The following is a 19,212-nucleotide window of genomic DNA, read 5'->3' as shown; positions in this document are numbered from 1 at the left end:
GTACGTCCGGCCATCTGCCTGGTTGGAATTTTTTACACATGACATCTACCCCTATCGTACGCACGGTATACATCGTTTCCGACAGTACCGGCATCACTGCGGAAACGTTCAGCCAGTCTGTGCTTTCGCAGTTCGAGGAGGTCAATTTCAAGCCCATTCGCCTGCCCTTCGTGGACACGCTTGAGAAGGCCGCGGAAGTCGCCATGCGGATCGACCGGAGCGCCCAGGACGCGGGCGTTCCACCCATCGTTTTCAGCACATTGGTCAACCCGGAAATCCTGTCCCGTGTTCGACAGGCGAACGGCATTTTCCTGGATCTGTTCGGCACGTTTGTCAGTCACATCGAACAAGCGCTGGGATTGAAGTCCAGCCATTCCATTGGCCGCTCGCACATGCAGGCCAATTCCGAAAAATACCGGAACCGGATCGACGCCATCAACTTCAGCCTGGCGCATGACGATGGCCAGTTCGTGAACCAGCTGGATCAGGCCGACGTGATTCTTGTCGGGGTCTCGCGCTGCGGCAAGACGCCCACCAGCCTGTACCTGGCCATGCAGTACGCCATCAAGGCGGCCAACTTCCCGCTGACGCCGGACGACTTCGAACGCGGCACCCTGCCCTCGACCATCGCGCCGCACCGAGCCAAGCTATTCGGCCTGTCGATCCAGCCGGAACGCCTGGCGGAAGTCCGCAACGAGCGCCGCCCCAACAGCCGCTACGCGCAACTGGAACAATGCCGCTACGAAGTGGCGGAAGCCGAACGCATGATGCGCCGCGAGGGCATTTCGTGGCTGTCCAGCACGACCAAGTCGATCGAAGAGATCGCGACCACCGTGCTGCAGGAAGTCGGATTGGATCGCGGATAAAAAAAGGGCGCGCCAAGGCGCGCCCTGCTTGCCCCAGCGGGAAAATCAGGGACGCAGCTTCACGCGTTCGCGCGATCCCGCGCCCCAATATTTCAGCGGCGACATTTCCTGCTGAGCCACCGTTTCGGATGCTTCCAGGCGCATGTCCTGCCGGCCCACACTGGCGCTGTTGCCGGTGGCGCCTTCGATGCTCAGGCGCACGTACCGGGTCTGTCCCGGCGCCAAATCGAACGACAGGGACTCGCCATCGCGCAGCGTATCGATCTCATACTTGCCTGCGGGGCGGTTCACGTAGAAGAAACTGCCGGGCTTGGACCGGCCGACCTTCACGCCATTGACGCGCAGATACGGCTGATTCGACACCACGCCAATCGGCGCCGGCGGCTGATAAAAATAGATGCGGCCGGTGTCCGGGACCATGATCGGGATGGTGCCCGCCACGTCCTTGTAGCGGGGACCGCCGCAACCGGCCAACAGGGCGGCGCCCAGCGCGGCGGCGGCGATCATCTTGATGCTGCGGGTCATTGGCGTACTCTGCTGTTTCTGTACTGTTCAAACCTAGCGCAAGCCAGGAATCTGCTCGGAAGAAGCCGCGCCCCAATAGCGCGTCTTCAAGAGCTCAGCCTCGGCAACTTCCGGGGGATCCACCAGTTCCATGGACAGCTTGCCCACCGCGCCAGTGCTGCCCAGCGACTCGGCCGTGATGCGCACGTAGCGGGTCTGGCCGGGATCGAGCTTGAAGCTGACCCCATCGCCCGTCCAGTACAGGTTGGTCACGACGTAATTGCCCGCCGGACGGTCCACGAAAAAGAAGCTGCCCGGCTTGTTGCGGCCGACAACATCGCGGTTCACGCGCAGCTTCTGCTGCGCCGAGGCCACCGGCGAGGTCTGGGGTTGATAGAAGTAAATGCGCCCGTTGCCTTGCGCGACGGGCGGCATGCGTCCCTGCAAGGATTGGTACTGCGCGCCGGCACAGCCGGCCAGCGCAACCACCGTCGCGGCCGTCGCCGCCAGTTTCAGCCAGATCTTCATTGACGCATTTCCACGGGCAGGGTGACGGGGCGATTGAGCGGCACATAAGCCGTTTCGCCGGGCAGGAAGAATCCGACCAGCTTTCCGGAGGACGCCACGAGGTAGGCCTCGTCCTGGCGCCGGGTCTGGATCGTGAACAGCCCGCCGAGCGAACGGTAGACATCGCCTTGCACCAAGGCGCCCACGCGTTGCCATTGCGATGCCGCAGGCAGGTTGACGACGCTGTCGTTCGGCAGTTGGGCACTAACCATGCGCGACAACTGAATCACGCTTGCCGGCTCCGAAGCCGCCACGGGAACCAGGCTGACCTTTTGCGTGGAAACGGACATGCAGGCGCTCAAGGACAGCATTCCCGCAACCGCCAACGCTGCAAATTTGCCAACGCGGGCCAGGCCCGCGACTTTCGGAACTACCGACCAGACCATGCTTACCCCGGCTACGAACGAAGTGCGTAAGTATAGGGGTGCGTCAGAAATCTACAAAACGTGTCACATGGTCAATAGCGCAGCGCCTCACGCTCGCGGTGGCCGGCTCCCCAATAACGGAGCTCGGACAAGGTTTGCTGCGCGGTATCGGCGGATTCTTCCAGTCGCAGAACCTGCTTCCCGCCGTTGATATCGACCCTTACGTACTGGGTCTGTCCCGCCGCGAGCGGCACCACCAGCGGGTCCTTGCGTTCCTTGCGGTCGGTCGCCGTGATCACGTCGACCGTGCCGGCTTGGCGATCCACAAAAAAGAAGTGGCCCGCCTTGGATTTTCCGACGCGGACGTTGTCCACGAGGATCGCCGGATGCCCAACCTTGCCGCCATTGGCCGTCTTGGGCTGGTAGAAATAGATCCGTCCTTCGCCCGGTTCCAGCGCGGAGATCTTTGCCGACACGTCGGCGTAGCGCGGTCCGGCGCAGCCCGCCAGCAAGGTTGCAGCGCCCAGCGCGGCCAAGCTGAGTTTGATCCAGTTCTTCACGTATCCCCTCCCCGGGTTTCAGATAGGCGGGCAGCGTCCATCCTCCGCGCGGCCCTGTGTTGCACGAGCGCGGCAGTATAAGAGGATGGATCACCCTTCAATCGACGGAAAAGCGGGGGCCTGCGGGGAATCAGGCGGGGTGGCGCAGGCTTGCCTGCCGCCGCTGCTCGAAAAGGCAGATCGCGGCGGCGGCCCCGACATTCAGTGACTCCACGGCCCCGGCGTCGTGCGGTATCCGCACCTTCAGGCTGGCAGCCGCCAACAGCGCGGGCGCCACGCCCTGGCCTTCGTGGCCGAATACCCATGCGCACTGTTCAGGCAATTGGTCCGCGAACAGGTCGCGCGAACCGTCCAGGGCGGTCGCCACCAGCGGCACGCGCAAGCGGGGCAGCAAGGCCTCGAGATCGACGTGTTCGTGGATGTCCAGGGCAAAATGCGCGCCCTGGCCGCTGCGCAGCACCTTGGGAGACCAGGCCGCCGCCGTCCCCGTGGCCAGGAACACGCGCTTGATGCCAGCCGCGGCGCACGTACGCAACAGCGTGCCCACGTTGCCGGGATCCTGGATGCGGTCAAACAGGACGCAGGTGTCATCCATCTGCTCAGGCAGCGCCGGAACGGGCGGCGTGACCAGGAAGGCGACGCCCTGCCCGCTTTCCACTGCGGCTACCGCGTGCATGAGCCGCGCATCCAATGCGAGGCTGACGTTGTCGGGCACCGCAGCGGCTAGCGCTGCGATGTCCGGCTGAGACAGCCGGTCCACATCGAAGATCGCCCGATCGGGGGCCCCGAAGTGCTGCAACCAGGCCTGGCACAGGTGCACGCCGTCCAGCAGCACGGGCGCGCCGCGCTTGCCGGCCGTGCCGGCCAGCTTGACCAGCGCCTTGACCGCCGGGTTGTCCCGGGAACTGATGTGCTTCATGAAACCAGGCCGAAGGCCTTGATGGGCGCGAAGCTGCGCCGGTGTTCGGCGCACGGGCCGTGCTCGCGCAGCCGTTGCAGATGCAGCGCAGTGCCGTAGCCCTTGTGCTGATCGAACGCGTACTGCGGATACAGCGTATGCAGACGCAGCAGGTCCGCATCCCGGGCGGTCTTGGCAAGAATGGAGGCGGCAGAGATCGCCGGCACGAGCGCATCGCCCTTGATGACGGTCTGCACGGTGCAACGAAGCTTGGGGGCCTGATTGCCGTCCACCAGGGCCAACTGCGGCGCAGTGGCCAGGCCCTGGACCGCGCGCTGCATGGCCAGCATGGTGGCGCGCAAGATGTTCAGGGTGTCGATTTCCGCGACCGTGGCGCTGGCGATGCACCAGGCAAGCGCCTGCTCCTTGATCTGCAGCGCCAGTTCCTCGCGGCGGACCGCGGTCAGGACCTTGGAATCGGCCAAGCCGTCGATGAAGCGCGACGGATCCAGGATGACGGCGGCGGCATAGACCTCGCCTGCCAGCGGGCCGCGTCCGGCCTCGTCAACGCCCGCCGTCAGCAACGCGGGCTGTTCGGGCGCCACAAAAAGCTCAGGCTGCTCCATCGGCCACCTCCAGGATCGCCTGCGCGGCCAACGCCGGCGTATCGCGCAACAGGTCTTGGTGCATGGCGGTGAATCGGGCCTCCACACGAGCGATCAGCGCGTCGTCGGTCAACGCCTGCCAGGTCGCTTCGGCCAGTTTATCGGGCGTCGCGTCGTCCTGCAAAAGCTCGGGAACCACGAAATCGCGCAGCAGCACGTTGGGCAGGCCCACCCACGGCAGGTACGGACGCTGCTGGCCGGACTTCCAGGACATGATGCGCCGCATCCACGGCGACAACACGTACGAAATGACCATGGGCCGCTTGAACAGCGCCGTCTCGAGCGTGGCGGTGCCGCTGGCAACCAGGACCGCCGTGGCGGCTTCCATGACGGACCAGGCCACGGGCGCCTTGCGGTCGCCGCCCTCGCCGTGCACATCGTTCGCGGTGACGCATCGCAGCCCGGGCACCGGGTGCTGCGCCAGGATTTCCAGGAACTCCGCGCGCCGCTGGTCGTTGACCATGGGCACGACACACTGCAGGGCCGGATCCTTCTTCAGCAGTTGCTGCGCCGCCTGCAGGAAGCGCGGCGCCAGCAGGCGGATCTCGGAAGACCGGCTGCCAGGCAGGATCGCCAGCACGCGGGCGTTCTGATCGATGCCCAGGCGCTCGCGGGCGGCTGCGCGGTCCGGCTGCATGGGCACGGCGCCGGCCAGCGGATGGCCCACGTATGTGACCGGAATGCCTTCCTTGCGGTAGATCTCTTCCTCGAACGGAAACAGCACCAGCATGTGCGATACCGATTCGCGGATCTTGTGAATGCGTTCGTAGCGCCACGCCCAGATCGAGGGGCCGACGAAGTGCACCGTCGGCGTACCCGCCTGCCGCAACTGGTGCTCCAGACGCAGGTTGAAGTCGGGCGCATCGATGCCGACGAATACAGAGGGGGGCTCGGCCAGCCAGCGGCGCTTGACGTCGCGGTACGTGGCCAGCAGGCTGGGCAGGCGTTTGAGCGCATCCACGTAGCCGAACACGGTCAGCGCGTGCATCGGATGCCAGGCCTCAAAGTCGCGGGCCTGCATCTGCGGCCCGCCGATACCTTGGCAAAGCACGCCGTTGTCGCGCGCTTGCAGACCGGCAATGATGCGGCCGGCCAGCAAGTCGCCCGAAGGCTCGCCGGCCACCATGCCGATCCGAGTGCTCATGGGCGGATGATGCCGCGGGAGGCGACGTCCAGGAAATCCAGCAGCATCTGCAGGTGTTCCGCAGCTTCCGGGGTGGCCTGCTGGCGCTCGCGCAGTTCGGCGCGCGCCGCATCCAGCGACAAGCCACGGCGGTAAATGATCTTGTAGGCTTCGCGCAGGGCCGAAATGGAGGCTGCGGAAAAGCCGCGGCGCTTCAGGCCCTCGACGTTGACGCCCACCGGGCGGCACGGATTGCCGGCGGCGAGCACGAACGGCGGGGTGTCCTGCATGAGGGAGCTGTTGCCGCCCGTCATGGTGTGCGCGCCCACGCGCGAAAACTGGTGCACGCCGGTCAGACCGCCGATGATCGCCCAGTCGCCCACGTGGACGTGGCCGCCAAGCTGCACCGAATTGGCCAGGATCGTGTGGCTGCCGATGTGGCAGTCATGGGCCACGTGAACGTAGGCCATGATCCAGTTGTCGTCGCCCAGCGTCGTTTCGCCGCCATCCTGCGTCGTGCCGGTGTTCAGCGTGACGAATTCGCGGACCGTGTTGCGGTCGCCGATGGTCAGGCGGGTGGGCTCGCCCGCGTACTTCTTGTCCTGCGGCATCCCGCCGATGGAGCAATAGCGGTAGAAGCGGTTGTCGCGACCGATGGTGGTCACACCGTCGATCATGCAGTACGGGCCGATCTCGGTCCCCGCACCGACGGTCACCTCGGGCCCCACCACTGCGAACGGGCCGATGACCGCGGTCGGGTCGATTTTTGCCGCCGGATCGACAACAGCGGTGGGATGGATGTTTCCTGCCATTTACTCTTCCAGGCTGCGAATCGCGCACATCAACTTGGCCGACGCCACTTCCTGGCCATCGACCGTCGCGCGAGCTTGATACTTACAGATGCTGCGGCTCAGGCGTTCAGCTTCGACCTCGATGCGCAGTTGGTCACCCGGGACGACGGGGCGGCGAAAGCGCGCGCCGTCGATACCGACCAGGTAATAGGCGGTCTTGGCGCCTTCGCACTTGAGGCCGCCGTTCTCGTCCGTAAAGGAGAACAACGCCGAGGCCTGGGCCATGGCTTCAACGATGAGCACGCCCGGCATCACCGGATGGTGAGGAAAGTGACCGTTGAAAAACGGCTCGTTGATCGAGACGTTCTTGATGGCGACGATGGACTTGCCAGGCACCATTTCCACAACACGGTCAATCAGCAGCATCGGGTAGCGATGCGGCAGCCTCTCCATGATCCCCTTGATGTCGAGTTCCATTTTTCTCTACGTTCCTGCGAAATTAAATAAGGTGGCGGCGCGCGCGCGCCAGGGCGGCGAACGCGCCCTAGTCCTTTTCCAGCGTGCGCAAGCGGCGGCGCAATTGCGCCAACTGTTGTATCACGGCGGCATTGCGCTGCCATTCGCCATGTTCCGCGTACGGGAAGACCCCGGTGTAGCGGCCAGGCTTGGAAATATTGGACGTCACTGCCGTGCCGCCCGAGATATGCACGTCATCGCCCAGCACCAGGTGGCCCGAAAGCATCGCTGCACCGCCAATGGTGCAGCGTTCGCCGATGGTGGTGGACCCGGCCACGCCGACGCATGCCGCCATCGCGGTATGCGCACCGATGCGGCAGTTGTGGCCAACCATGATCTGGTTGTCGAGCTTCACGCCGTCCGCCAGGACAGTGTCCTCGAGTGCGCCGCGGTCGACAGTCGTGTTGGCGCCGATTTCGACGTCGTCGCCAAGGGACACGCCGCCAAACTGCGGAATCTTGCCCCAGGCGCCCTTGCCCAGCGAAGGATCCGGCGCAAAGCCGAAGCCGTCGGCGCCAAGCACCGATCCGCTATGCAGGATGACCCGGGCGCCGATCTTGACGCCTTCGTACAGCGTGACGTTTGCATGCAGACGCCCGTCCGGCCCGATGGTCGATCCGGCGCCGATGACGCAACCAGGACCCAACACCGTGCCGCGCCCGATCCGCGCGCCGGATTCGACGACGCAGTTAGGGCCGATACGCACGCCCTCTTCGATGATGGCGTCGGGCGCGATCACGGCGGAGGGATGGGTTTCAGCGGGCAAGGCGGGTCTGCGGGCAGTGTCGAACCACTGCGCGAGGCGCGCGAAAAGCAGGTAGGGATGCTTGCAGACGACCAATGCGAACGGCGGCCGGTCGTTACCCTGGGCTTCAAGCGCCTCGGCGACGTCGGGCGAGACGATGACCGCCCCTGCGCCGGTTGCGCCAAGCTGGCTTTGATAGCGGGGATTGGACAGGAAAGAGATTTCCTGGGAACCGGCCGAAGACAAGGTCCCGATGCCGCAGACCCGCATGGGGTCTGCGCCGGGAACCGCACTGATACGCCAGTCGATACCCTGGGTATTGGCGGCGCTCAACATTGCTTCGAGTGTCGGCGCGCGGGCAAGATCCAGTAAAACCGGCATGACTAGACGGGAATCGCTTACTTGCCCAGGCTCTGAATCACCTTGTCGGTGATGTCGATGCGGGGGTTGACCGTCACTGCGTCCTGGATGATCAGGTCGTAGTTTTCTTGTTCGGCGATTCGCTTGATGGCGTCATTGGCCTTGGACACGATGCCCGAGAACTCTTCGTTGCGGCGGCGGTTGAAGTCTTCCTGGAATTCGCGGCGCTTGCGCTGCAGGTCGGTGTCCAGGTTGGCCAGATCGCGCTGGCGCTTGACGCGGTCGGATTCCGACAGGACGGGCGCGTCCTTGTCGAACTTCTCGGCTTGCGAGCGCAGGCTGGTGTTCAGGCGTTGGAGTTCGTCGTCGCGCTTCTTGAATTCGGCTTCGATCTTGCTTTGGGCAGTCTTGGCCGGACCCGATTCGCGCAGGATGCGTTCTGTATTGACGAAACCGATCTTGGTGCCTTGAGCTTGCGCGGGAATCGCGGCAGCCGAACCGAGAATGAGCGCACCCACCAGGGCAATGGAGCCGCCCAGCTTGCCACGGCGCTTCGCGCCCAGCGTCTTCGATGATTTAAGTGCGAAATCAGACATCATGAAAATCTCACCTTCCAGTAAGGCAAAGCCAAAGTGTGTATTGTGCCACTAAACAGCAAGGACGCTGGGCCGGTCGGCCCTGCCCTTGTTTTCAAGAGTAACGCCTTGCTTAGAATCCGGTCCCGATCTGGAACTGGAAGCTTTGCTTGTCGTCGCCCGGCTTGGAATTGAGCGGCCGCGCATAAGACAGCTGCAGCGGGCCCATCGGCGATTGCCACGACAGGCCCACGCCCGCCGAGAAACGCCAGCCGCACGGATCCTCGATCTCGGTGTTGTCGCGGCCGCGGGTGCAAGAGAGACCGCTGCCGGCCGACACCTGACCGGCGTCGCTGAAGATGAACCAGCGCAGTGTGCGGTCCTTCGATGCGCCCGGGAACGGCAGGTAGAGCTGGGCGTTGGCCACGATGCGGCGCGTGCCGCCCAGGTAGTCGCCCGTCTTGACGTCGCGCGGCCCCAGCGACGAGCCCTCGTAACCGCGAACGGTGCCGATACCGCCGGCATAGACGTTCTTGATGACCGGGTAATCCTTGCTGCCGTAGCTCTGGCCCCAATCGACCATGCCATTGAGCGCCAGCGTGTACGAGCCGCCCAGCGGCACGTAATACTGCTGTTGCGCCGTCAGCATCGTGTATTGCAGGTCGATAGTCGACAGGTCGGCCTTCAGGCGCGTGTACGAACCCTTGGTCGGCGCCAGCGCGCTGTCACGCGTGTCCTTGGACCAGCCAGCGCTGAGAATCACCGAGTTGGTCGCATCGCCGTATTGGTCGACGAAACTTTCGTAGGCCGCCGGCGAGTTGTTGTACAGGTCGATCTGGTTGCGTTCGAAGTTGCCGCCCAGGAAGATGCGGTCGTACTCCGAGATCGGGATACCGAAGTTCATGCCCAGGCCCATGGCCTTGACGCGGTAATCACCGTCGTTGTTGTTCCAGGGCTCGGTCACGCGGTAGTACGCGGACGTGGTGCGGCTGATGCCGTCCTTGGTCCAGTACGGGTCGGTGTGCGACAGCACCACGGCGCGGTTCGTCTTGCTGGTGTTCAGTTGCAGCGTCAGGTTGGTGCCGCTGCCGAAGACGTTGTCTTCGCTGATCCCGGCCGACAGAATGGCCTTTTCGGACGAGCCGTAGCCCACGCCCAGGTTGATCATGCCGGTGGGCTTTTCTTTCACGTCCACGTTGACGTCGACCTGGTCGGGAGAGCCCGGAACCGGATCGGTCTTGACGTTGACTTCGCTGAAGTAGCCCAGGCGGTCGACGCGGTCGCGCGAGGTCTTGATGTCGGCGGCGTCGTACCAGGCGGCTTCCTGCTGGCGCATTTCGCGGCGCACGACTTCGTCGCGGGTACGCGTGTTGCCGCCGATCTGGATGCGGCGCACATAGACGCGGCGGCTCGGATCGACGTAGAACGTCAGGTCGGCTTCGTGCTTGGCACGGTCGAGCTGCGGATTCGGGTTGACGTTGGCGAATGCGTAGCCCAGTTCACCCAGGTAGTCGGTGATCGCCTTGGCGGAATCGTTGGTCTTGGCGGCCGAGAAGGTCTCGCCAGCCTTGATCTGCACCAGATCGTTGATTTCCTTGTCCAGGCCCAGCAGGTTGCCGGCCAGCTTCACGCTGCGCACCTTGTAGGGCTCGCCTTCGTGGACGGTGATCGTGATGCGGATGTCCTGGCGGTCCGGCGAAATGGTGACTTGCGGCGGCTCGACCGAGAACTCCAGGTAACCCTGGTCCAGGTAGAACGAACGCAGGCGTTCGAGGTCGCCTTCGAGCTTTTCGCGCGAGTATTTGTCGGTATCCGTGTACCAGGTCAGCCAGCCCGGGGTGGTGAGCTTGAATTCGTCCAGCAGGTCGCTTTCAGAGAAGGCCTTGTTGCCGACGAAACGGATCTCCTGGATGCGGGCGACCGAGCCTTCAAACACGTCGAAACTGACGCCAACACGGTTGCGCGGCAGCGGCGTGACGGTGGAGGTGACTTCGACGCCGTACTTGCCCTTGGACAGATACTGCTGCTTCAGTTCGTATTCGGCGCGCTCGAGCATGGAGCGATCGAAAATGCGGCCTTCCGCAAAACCGACCTGACCCAGCGAGGTGGTGATTGCCTTGGAATCGAACTCGCGCATGCCGTTGAAATTGACGGAAGCGATGGTCGGGCGTTCCTGGACGACCACAACGACGACATTATTGTCCGTCTGGATCTGAACGTCGGTGAAAAACCCCGTGCCATACAAGCGGCGAATGGCTTCCGTCGCTTCTTCTTCGGTGAATTTCTCGCCGACCTTGACGGGGAGATAACCAAAGACGGTGCCGGCGTCGGTTCGCTGAATACCCTCTACGCGGATATCCCGCACGACAAAGGGTTCGAAGGCGTGGGCCAAGGCCGGCAACATCAATGCGGCAACGAGACCCGGCAATAGACCCTTTTTGTGTTGAAACATCCGGCGAAAAGACATCCTTGAGTATCCTCGGTCGTGCAAATGGCGGGGGATTTTATGCTAAATCGCGTTCAAGTGAACAAACGCGTGAAATCGTTGAACAGCGCAAGCCCCATGAGGCTTGCCAATATACCTATGCCGGCGCGTTGTCCGATGTCGATCCATTTCGCAGGCGGGGGGCTCCCCCGCACAATTTCGACGAGATAGTACAGCAGATGGCCACCATCCAACATAGGAATGGGAAGCAAATTTAAAACGCCCAGGCTGATACTGATCAATGCGATATAAGCGATATACGCAACAATACCGATCCGGGCGGTCTGGCCGGCGTAGTCGGCGATGGTGACCGGACCGCTGACATTGCGCCACGACACATCGCCCGTCACCATGCGGCCCATCATGCGCAGCGAAAACCAGGCGGTGTCCCAGGTGCGGACGGCGCCACGCCACAGGCTGTCAAAGACGCCATAGCGCACCGTCACCATGGGCACGTTGCCACCCAGTTGCACGCCCACGCGCCCGATCTCCTGGCCGTTGACGACTTCGGGACGCGGCGTGACGTTCAGGGTGACGTTGGCGCCGTCGCGAACGACAGTCAGGGCGAGCGGCTTACCGGCGCTTTCCTGGATCTGCTTGACGAGGGCGCCGGTATCGGGCGCCGACTGGCCATTCACGGCCACGACCAGATCGCCGGCGCGCAGGCCAGCGGCCTGCCCTTCGCCGCCATCGATCACGGCGCGCACCGCGGGCTTGGGCTGGGCCAGACGCACACCGGCGGCGGCGAGCGGATCGCCCTCGGCCGGGTCCATCGTATTGGGGGGGAGATCGAGTTCGCGCCGCTGGACTGCGCCGGACGGGGTGCTGACCTCGATGCTGGCGCGGCCGCCGGTGGACATGACGTCCATCAGGCGCCAGCGGGCGTCGGACCACGAAGCGACTTCCGCGCCGTCGATGGAGAGGATGCGATCACCGGCCAGCAGGCCGGCGCGGGCGGCGGGCGTCTCGGCCGCGGGCGGCGCGATGATGGCGACGGGCTCCTCGGTGCCGGCCATGTTCAGGCCCGCATACAGGAACACCGCGAGAATCAGGTTGAAGATGGGGCCAGCCGCCACGATGGCGATGCGCTGGCCCACCGGCTTGGTATTGAAAGCGGAAGCCGCAACCGCAGGCGAGGCGCCGGGCGGCGCATCGTCCAGCATCTTCACGTAACCGCCAAGCGGCAGCGCGGAAACGGCCCATTCGGTGCCGTGCCGGTCGGTGCGGCGCAGAATGACCTTGCCAAAGCCCACCGAGAAACGCAGGACCTTCACGCCACACAGGCGGGCAACCCAATAGTGCCCGAGCTCATGGAAAATGATCAGTGAGCCAAGCGCTACGGCAAAGGCCAGCAGGGTGAAAAGCATGGGGTCGGAATCTAGGAAATCAGAGGCAGGCGCGGCCCGCTATCAGGCCAGTCCGAGGTTGCCCGCAAATGCGCGCGCCTCGGCGTCAAGCGCAAGTACGTCGTCAAGACTGCTGAGGGTAACAGATGCCTGCCGTGCTTGCCACTCGAGCGCGGCCTCGATGACTCGCGGGATCCAGGTGTAGGCCAGCCGGCCTTCCAGGAAGCCCTCGACGGCAACCTCGTTGGCGGCGTTGAGCGCCACGCAAGCGCCCTGCCCCGCCCGCATCGCGGTGAACGAATGGGCCAGACACGGAAACCGGGCCAGATCCGGCTTTTCGAAGTCGAGACGGCCATGCCGGGTCAGGTCCAGCGGCCCGACGCCACTTTCGATGCGATCGGGAAAGCCAAGGCCGTAGGCAATGGGTGTGCGCATGTCGGGCTGGCCCAGTTGCGCAAGGACGGAGCCGTCGTCGTACTCGACCATCGAATGCACGACGCTCTGCGGGTGCACCACCACGTCGATCCGATCCGCGGGCATCGCGAACAGCCAGTGGGCTTCGATGACTTCCAGGCCCTTGTTCAGCATGGTGGCTGAGTCAACGGAGATCTTGCGGCCCATGCTCCAGTTGGGATGAGCGCAGGCTTGCTCGGGTGTGACGTCGTGCAGGTCTTGGAGGTCGCGCCCGCGGAAGGGGCCGCCCGACGCGGTCAGCAGCAGGCGCCGCACACCCTTGGCGGGAAGATGGGGCGCGTCGGCGCGACCCTGATGCGGCAAGCATTGAAAAATGGCGTTGTGTTCGCTGTCGATGGGCAGCAATTCGGCGCCGTTGTCGCGAATTGCCTGCATGAACAGCGTGCCGGCGGCAACCAGCGCCTCTTTGTTGGCCAGCAGCACGCGCTTGCCAGCGCGCGCCGCGGCCAATGCCGAAGGCAGGCCCGCGGCCCCGACGATGGCGGCCATCACGGCGTCGCACTGGGGGTCCGCGGCGGTGTCGGCCAGCGCCTGCGCGCCGACGCGGATCTCGGGCATCGGCTGGCCACCTGGCCACGCATCGATGAATTTTTGACGGGCGGCGGTGTCTGGCACCACCACGACTGCGGCACGGCTGGCCAAAGCCTGCTCGGCCAACCGTTGCATCCGGCTATGCGCCGACAGTGCGTAAACCGCCATCCGCTCCGGGTGGCGCGCAATTACGTCCAGCGTGCTTTCACCGATCGAACCAGTCGACCCCAGCACGACGACACGTTGAAAAGCCGTCAAAACAAGACTCCAGACAAAAGTAGCGCGAACGGTGCGACGGGCAGGATCGCATCGATGCGGTCATAGACGCCGCCATGACCAGGCAGGAGCGTGCTGGAATCCTTGCGGCCCGCGCGGCGCTTGAGCAGCGACTCGAACAGGTCTCCCACAATGGACAGCACGCCAAGCACCGCAGCGATCGGCAGGGCCAGCCAGAACGTCCAGCGTTCTACCAGCGCATGGCCGAAGGTGCCGTCCCACAGGCTGGACAGCCCGATCCACACCACCGCGCCCAGGACGCCGGCAACGGCGCCTTCAATGGTTTTGCCCGGACTGACTCGCGGAGCCAGTTTACGCTTGCCGAAGGCCCGGCCGGCAAAATATGCCGCAATATCGGCCACCCAGACGAGGGCCAGCAACGAAACGACGAACACTGCGCCGCGCGCCACGTACATCTGCGCCAGGACCGCCCAGGCGGCAAACGCCGCCGGCACCGAGAAGACCGACCAGGCCAGGCTGGCCGGCGGCGCATCGGAACGCCCTCGCACCACGGCGGCCACGCCGCCAAACAGCCAGACGGCCGAGACGGCAGGAACCAGATAGCGCAGCACCCAGCCCGGATCGCCGGCGCCGCTGCGGTCGCCCGCGAGCCAGGCGGACGTCAGCACCAGCATGCCGGCAAACAGCAGCACGGCAACGCCGATGGAGATGACGGGGGAAGGCGGTTGCGGCAGCGTCAGGCGCAGCCACTCCCAGTTGGCGCACGCAGCCGCAAGGGCCAGTAACGCGACGAACCACCACGGATTGGCGCTCGCCATGGCGGCGGCCAGAATGGCCAACAAAACGACGGCGGTAACGATACGCTGGCCCAGCATGTGACGGTCTCCTCTTGTGCTGCCTGGAAAGACGCGCGCGTCGCGATGCGCCTACTTTGCGGCGGCTTCGCTGACTTGGGCGCTGGTGCGGCCGAAGCGGCGCTCGCGCGTGCGGTACCAATCAAAGGCGGCCATGAGTTCATTGGCGCCGAAATCCGGCCAGTAGCGGTCCGTGAAGTAGAACTCCGCGTAGGCCATCTGCCAGATCAGGAAATTGGAAATGCGCTGTTCGCCGCCCGTGCGGATGAACAGGTCGGGCTCGGGCGCCCATGCCATGGAAAGATGCCTGGAAAGGCGCTCTTCGTCCACCCGGTCGGGATTCGCTGCGAGGTCGGGCTCTGCCGCCAGCATGGCGCGGGTGGCCTGCAGGATGTCCCAGCGGCCGCCGTAGTTGGCGGCAACGGTCAGGTGCAGGCGGTCGTTGTGCGCGGTGCGTTCCTGGGCAGCGGCAATGAGCTCGCGCAGGCGCGGCTCGAAAGCGCTCAGGTCGCCGATCACGTGCAGGCGCACGCCCTGCTCTTGCAGCTTGCCGACTTCTCGTTCAAGCGCCTGCACGAACAGGCGCATCAGCAGCGAGACTTCTTCGGCCGGACGGCGCCAGTTCTCCGAACTGAACGCGAACAGCGTCAGGTAGCGCACGCCCGCGCGTCCGCAGGCCTCGACCACGCGGCGGACCGCCTGCACGCCTTTGGCATGGCCGGCGGTGCGAGGCAGCAGACGCCGGGTCGCCCAGCGGCCGTTGCCATCCATGATGATGGCGACGTGCTCGGGGATGTCACGGATATCGGGGACCGCCTGAGTCGAACTGGTTGCCATTAGTTTGGGGACTGCGCGCGGCGGACCGGCGAAAAAGACGAATTCGGGAAAAAACCTGCGCCGTCGTTTCCATCGCTACGAGGAAGTACCGCGAGGCAATGGACGGGACGGCGCATGTGCAACGAAATCCTGACGCCACGCGGGCCGCAATGCGGCGCCTCGTGGCGTGCTGGGATTATACGGTCATGATTTCGGCTTCTTTCTGGACAACCATCTTGTCGATGTCCGCGACGGCGCGATCCGTCAGCTTCTGGACATCATCCTGCGAACGACGCTCGTCGTCCTCGGAGATTTCCTTGTCCTTGACCAGCTTCTTGAGCGCTTCGTTGGCCTCGCGGCGCAGGTTCCGCACCGCGATCTTGGCGTCTTCGCCTTCGCTGCGCACAACCTTGGTCAGGTCGCGGCGGCGCTCTTCGGTCAGCGCGGGCATCGGCACGCGGATCGTGTCGCCCATGGAGATGGGGTTCAGACCCAGGTCGGACTCACGGATGGCCTTTTCGATCGGGCCGGCCATGTGCTTCTCGTACGGCTGCAGGCTGAGGGTGCGGGCGTCGACAAGGTTCACGTTGGCGACCTGGCCAACCGGCACGGGCGAACCGTAGTATTCGACCTGCACGTGGTCCAGGATGCCGGTGTGGGCGCGGCCCGTGCGGATCTTGGCCAGGTTGGTCTTGAGCGTATCAAGCGACTTGGCCATTCTGGCCTCGGCGGATTTGCGGATTTCTGCTGCGCTCATGGAATTTCCTTTTTCTTTAAACGTGTACCAACGTGCCTTCGTCCTCGCCGCTCACGACTCGCTTGAGCGCGCCGGACTTATTGATCGAAAACACCTTGATCGGCAGTTTCTGGTCGCGGCACAGCGCGAAGGCGGTGGCGTCCATGATTTCCAGTCGGCGGACGATCGCCTCGTCGAAGCTGATGCGCGCGTAGCGCGTCGCGGTGGGATCCTTGTTGGGATCCGCGCTGTAGATGCCATCCACCTTGGTGGCCTTCAGCACGATCTCCGCGCCGATTTCGGCGCCGCGCAATGCCGCGGCCGTATCGGTGGTGAAGAAGGGGTTGCCGGTGCCCGCGGCGAAGATCACGACCTTGCCCTCTTCGAGGTAGCGCAAAGCCTTCGGCCGGATGTAGGGCTCGACGACCTGATCGATATTCAGCGCGGATTGTACCCGGGTGTCGATACCCTTGTGCTTGAGCGCGTCCTGCAGCGCAAGCGCGTTCATGATGGTGGCCATCATGCCCATGTAGTCGGCGGTGGCGCGGTCCATGCCCTGCGCACCCGGGGCGACGCCACGGAAGATGTTGCCTCCGCCGATGACGATGGCCAGTTCGACGCCTGCGGCGGCGACTTCAGCGATCTCATCGGTCATACGGACGATGGTGGAGCGATTGATGCCGAAAGCATCGTCGCCCATCAGCGCCTCGCCGGAAAGTTTGAGAAGAACCCGTTTGTATGCCCTGCTGCTCATAGGTGATATCCCGAAGAACAATCCGACGAAAGTGTAAGACAAGAATGGGGTTGACCCCCAGCGCCGCGCCCGCGTGGCGGGTTGGATGTCCCGGAGGCGTCTGCCTTTTGGGGCCCATGCGGCGAAAAAGGCCGGACTAGAATTTAATCTAGCGCCGGCCTTTTAGCACTACCTAGAGGTCAGGCGGCGCCAGCGGCGGCAGCGGCAACCTCAGCGGCAAAGTCGCTGGTCTTCTTCTCGATACCTTCGCCGACGACGAACAGCACGAACTTGCTGATCGAGGCGCCCTTTTCCTTCAGGTGCTGTTCGACCGTGTGCTTGTCGCTCTTGACGAACGGCTGCGACAGCAGCGTCACTTCCTTCAGGAACTTCGCGACCGAACCTTCCACCATCTTGGCGACGATGTCGGCGGGCTTGCCGGATTCAGCTGCCTTCTGCTCGGCAACCGAGCGCTCGGCGGCGATGTCGGCCGGGTTCACGCCGTCGGCGTTCAGGGCCTTGGGCTTGGTGGCGGCAATGTGCATCGCCAGATCCTTGCCCACTTCTTCGGCGCCGGTGTATTCCACCAGCACGCCGATCTTGCCGCCGTGCACGTAGCTGGCCAGCGAGTTGGCGGTCTGGATGCGCTCGAAGCGGCGGATCGAGATGTTTTCGCCGATCTTGCCGATCAGGGCGGTACGGGTGGTTTCGACCGTGCCTTCACCGTACGGCAGCGCCGACAGCGCGGCCACGTCGGCCGGGTTCTGCGTGGCGACCAGTTCGGCCAGCTTGTTCACGAAGCCGACGAAGTCGTCGTTCTTGGCGACGAAGTCGGTTTCGCAGTTGATTTCGATGACGGCGCCTTGCTTGGCGTCGGCGGAGATGAACAGACCGATCAGGCCTTCGGCCGTGACGCGGGCAGCGGCCTTGCTGGCCTTGTTGCCCAGCTTGACGCGCAGGATTTCCTCGGCGCGGGCCAGGTCACCTTCGGCTTCCGTCAGGGCCTTCTTGCATTCCATCATGGGCGCGTCAGTCTTTTCGCGCAGTTCCTTGACCAGGGCAGCGGTAATTTCAGCCATGTTTGCTCCAAATTTTGCTAAGACACGCCCCGGCGGGCCGGGGCTGTGATTTGATTCGATGGGACGCCCGCACTGGGCGGGCCTGGAAGATGGGAGCCCAGCTTCGCAGCGCCGGCGGGGCGGAAGCGGGCCAGTATTGGCACCGCCTCCAGACCTTAACCGCCGGACATGACAACCGGCTTAGGCCTGGTTGTCTTGAACTTCGACGAACTCTTCCTGACCTTCGCCCAGCTCTTCGACCAGACCGTTCAGGTTTTGCTCGCGACCTTCCAGGACGGCGTCGGCGATGCCCTTGGCGTACAGCGCAATGGCCTTGGCCGAGTCATCGTTGCCGGGGATGACGTAGTCGATGCCTTCGGGCGAGTGGTTGGTGTCAACCACGGCGACCACGGGGATGCCCAGGGTCTTGGCTTCAGCGATGGCGATCTTGTGGTAGCCGACGTCGATCACGAACATGGCATCGGGCAGACCGTTCATGTCCTTGATGCCGCCGATCGACTTGTTCAGCTTGTCCAGTTCGCGTTGGAACAGCAGGCCTTCCTTCTTGATCATGCGCTCGGCGCCGCCTTCGGCGACGACGACTTCCATGTCCTTCAGGCGCTTGACCGAGGTCTTGACCGTCTTGAAGTTGGTCAGCATGCCGCCGAGCCAACGGGCGTCGACGAAGGGCATGCCGCAACGAGCGGCTTCGGTGGCGACCAGTTCGCGAGCGGCGCGCTTCGTGCCGACGAACAGGATGTTGCCGCCGCGAGCAGCCAGCTGCTTCACGAACTTGGTGGCTTCCTGGTACTTATCAACCGTCTTTTCGAGGTTGATGATGTGAATCTTGTTGCGGTGACCGAAGATGTACTGAGCCATCTTGGGGTTCCAGTAACGGGTCTGGTGACCAAAGTGGACACCCGCTTCCAGCATTTCGCGCATCAAAGACATTTAATTCTCCAAGGGTTGGTTTCTTGCGCCGCACCTGCATCAGCATCCTGCTGACACCCTGGGTGGTGTTGCGCGCGATTTCCCGCAAAAACGCGGGATGACAAAGATTTTAACCGGGCCGGCCGATCACTGCCGCAATAACTACGACGCTCCAGGCGCGTTGCCTGTAGCGGCTCGCCTTTTACGACTTCTACTACGCTGCCGCGATAAACCCAGACGGCCGCCACACGACAAGAGACTTGCATTGCGTCTGTCCGACACTCCAGGAAGGTTCCTGGAAGTTTCTTCGAGACGCACCCGGAATTGTTTTGTTGGCGGCGAAATCCAGTTCTTCGCAAACCTGGCCGCAAGGCCAGCCCGCGCATCAGGCCACTGTGGCAGTTCTTAAGGATCCTTTTCAGGACACGCTTTTCAGCATGTTTCCAAGAACTTAATCCAGCGCCCATACCGAACCTG

Annotated in this window: 21 protein-coding genes; 1 reads left to right on the top strand and 20 read right to left on the bottom strand. The window is 63.9% G+C overall.

Annotation, left to right across the window (positions count from 1 at the left end; genetic code table 11):
* The first annotated feature begins 38 nt into the window (after positions 1–38).
* Positions 39–866 (top strand): pyruvate, water dikinase regulatory protein, encoded by an 828-nt coding sequence (locus CLM73_RS11555; protein ID WP_056570325.1) that lies wholly within the window; start codon positions 39–41, stop codon positions 864–866.
* Between the two features lie 45 nt (positions 867–911).
* On the opposite strand, the gene CLM73_RS11550 is transcribed toward CLM73_RS11555, so the two are convergent.
* The 20 genes from CLM73_RS11550 to rpsB all read right to left on the bottom strand — a co-directional run bounded on the left by CLM73_RS11550 (position 912) and on the right by rpsB (position 18,756).
* The gene (locus tag CLM73_RS11550; protein ID WP_105238546.1) at positions 912–1,391 is read right to left on the bottom strand and encodes a DUF2846 domain-containing protein; all 480 of its coding nucleotides are present in this window, start codon (positions 1,389–1,391) and stop codon (positions 912–914) included.
* A gap of 33 nt (positions 1,392–1,424) precedes the next feature.
* Positions 1,425–1,898: a DUF2846 domain-containing protein gene (locus tag CLM73_RS11545; RefSeq protein WP_105238545.1), complete on the bottom strand. Its 474-nt coding sequence runs from the start codon at positions 1,896–1,898 to the stop codon at positions 1,425–1,427.
* Entirely contained in the window at positions 1,895–2,227 is a 333-nt protein-coding gene (locus CLM73_RS11540) for a hypothetical protein (RefSeq protein WP_234015853.1), read from the bottom strand. Before CLM73_RS11540 ends, CLM73_RS11545 begins: the two co-directional genes overlap by 4 nt.
* A 167-nt stretch (positions 2,228–2,394) precedes the next feature.
* Positions 2,395–2,862, bottom strand: a complete 468-nt coding sequence (locus CLM73_RS11535) for a DUF2846 domain-containing protein (RefSeq protein WP_105238543.1) — start codon at positions 2,860–2,862, stop codon at positions 2,395–2,397.
* A gap of 130 nt (positions 2,863–2,992) precedes the next feature.
* Positions 2,993–3,781, bottom strand: a complete 789-nt coding sequence (locus CLM73_RS11530; protein ID WP_105238542.1) for a TrmH family RNA methyltransferase — start codon at positions 3,779–3,781, stop codon at positions 2,993–2,995.
* Positions 3,778–4,386, bottom strand: a complete 609-nt coding sequence (gene rnhB / locus CLM73_RS11525) for a ribonuclease HII (protein ID WP_105238541.1) — start codon at positions 4,384–4,386, stop codon at positions 3,778–3,780. The genes CLM73_RS11530 and rnhB overlap by 4 nt, the downstream gene beginning before the upstream one ends.
* Positions 4,373–5,569 (bottom strand): lipid-A-disaccharide synthase, encoded by a 1,197-nt coding sequence (gene lpxB, locus CLM73_RS11520; protein WP_105238540.1) that lies wholly within the window; start codon positions 5,567–5,569, stop codon positions 4,373–4,375. Before lpxB ends, rnhB begins: the two co-directional genes overlap by 14 nt.
* Positions 5,566–6,360: an acyl-ACP--UDP-N-acetylglucosamine O-acyltransferase gene (gene lpxA, locus CLM73_RS11515; protein ID WP_105238539.1), complete on the bottom strand. Its 795-nt coding sequence runs from the start codon at positions 6,358–6,360 to the stop codon at positions 5,566–5,568. The genes lpxB and lpxA overlap by 4 nt, the downstream gene beginning before the upstream one ends.
* Positions 6,361–6,816: a 3-hydroxyacyl-ACP dehydratase FabZ gene (gene fabZ / locus CLM73_RS11510; protein WP_006385190.1), complete on the bottom strand. Its 456-nt coding sequence runs from the start codon at positions 6,814–6,816 to the stop codon at positions 6,361–6,363. It abuts the gene before it with no gap.
* 67 nt (positions 6,817–6,883) lie between these two features.
* Positions 6,884–7,981 (bottom strand): UDP-3-O-(3-hydroxymyristoyl)glucosamine N-acyltransferase, encoded by a 1,098-nt coding sequence (gene lpxD / locus CLM73_RS11505; protein WP_105238538.1) that lies wholly within the window; start codon positions 7,979–7,981, stop codon positions 6,884–6,886.
* Positions 7,982–7,998: 17 nt separating this feature from the next.
* Positions 7,999–8,559: an OmpH family outer membrane protein gene (locus CLM73_RS11500; protein ID WP_105238537.1), complete on the bottom strand. Its 561-nt coding sequence runs from the start codon at positions 8,557–8,559 to the stop codon at positions 7,999–8,001.
* Positions 8,560–8,668: 109 nt separating this feature from the next.
* On the bottom strand, positions 8,669–11,002 hold the full coding sequence (gene bamA / locus CLM73_RS11495; RefSeq protein WP_105238536.1) for an outer membrane protein assembly factor BamA: 2,334 nt from the start codon (positions 11,000–11,002) through the stop codon (positions 8,669–8,671).
* A 53-nt stretch (positions 11,003–11,055) separates the two neighbouring features.
* Positions 11,056–12,387 (bottom strand): RIP metalloprotease RseP, encoded by a 1,332-nt coding sequence (gene rseP / locus CLM73_RS11490; RefSeq protein WP_105238535.1) that lies wholly within the window; start codon positions 12,385–12,387, stop codon positions 11,056–11,058.
* 42 nt (positions 12,388–12,429) lie between these two features.
* Positions 12,430–13,629: a 1-deoxy-D-xylulose-5-phosphate reductoisomerase gene (locus CLM73_RS11485; RefSeq protein WP_105238534.1), complete on the bottom strand. Its 1,200-nt coding sequence runs from the start codon at positions 13,627–13,629 to the stop codon at positions 12,430–12,432.
* Entirely contained in the window at positions 13,626–14,483 is an 858-nt protein-coding gene (locus tag CLM73_RS11480; RefSeq protein WP_105238533.1) for a phosphatidate cytidylyltransferase, read from the bottom strand. Before CLM73_RS11480 ends, CLM73_RS11485 begins: the two co-directional genes overlap by 4 nt.
* 51 nt (positions 14,484–14,534) lie before the next feature.
* Entirely contained in the window at positions 14,535–15,299 is a 765-nt protein-coding gene (uppS, locus tag CLM73_RS11475) for a polyprenyl diphosphate synthase (RefSeq protein WP_105238532.1), read from the bottom strand.
* Positions 15,300–15,474: 175 nt separating this feature from the next.
* Positions 15,475–16,035, bottom strand: a complete 561-nt coding sequence (frr, locus tag CLM73_RS11470) for a ribosome recycling factor (RefSeq protein WP_105238531.1) — start codon at positions 16,033–16,035, stop codon at positions 15,475–15,477.
* A 16-nt stretch (positions 16,036–16,051) separates the two neighbouring features.
* Positions 16,052–16,768 carry a UMP kinase gene (gene pyrH / locus CLM73_RS11465; protein ID WP_056570291.1) on the bottom strand — a complete coding sequence of 239 codons (717 nt, stop codon included), beginning with the start codon at positions 16,766–16,768 and terminating at the stop codon, positions 16,052–16,054.
* A gap of 179 nt (positions 16,769–16,947) precedes the next feature.
* Entirely contained in the window at positions 16,948–17,826 is an 879-nt protein-coding gene (gene tsf, locus CLM73_RS11460; protein ID WP_105238530.1) for a translation elongation factor Ts, read from the bottom strand.
* 180 nt (positions 17,827–18,006) lie between these two features.
* Entirely contained in the window at positions 18,007–18,756 is a 750-nt protein-coding gene (gene rpsB, locus CLM73_RS11455) for a 30S ribosomal protein S2 (RefSeq protein WP_056570286.1), read from the bottom strand.
* Positions 18,757–19,212: the final 456 nt, after the last annotated feature.

It is taken from the genome of Achromobacter spanius, from assembly GCF_002966795.1.
GTDB lineage: Bacteria > Pseudomonadota > Gammaproteobacteria > Burkholderiales > Burkholderiaceae_B > Achromobacter > Achromobacter spanius_D.
This window is presented reverse-complemented; position numbering and strand designations above follow the sequence as displayed.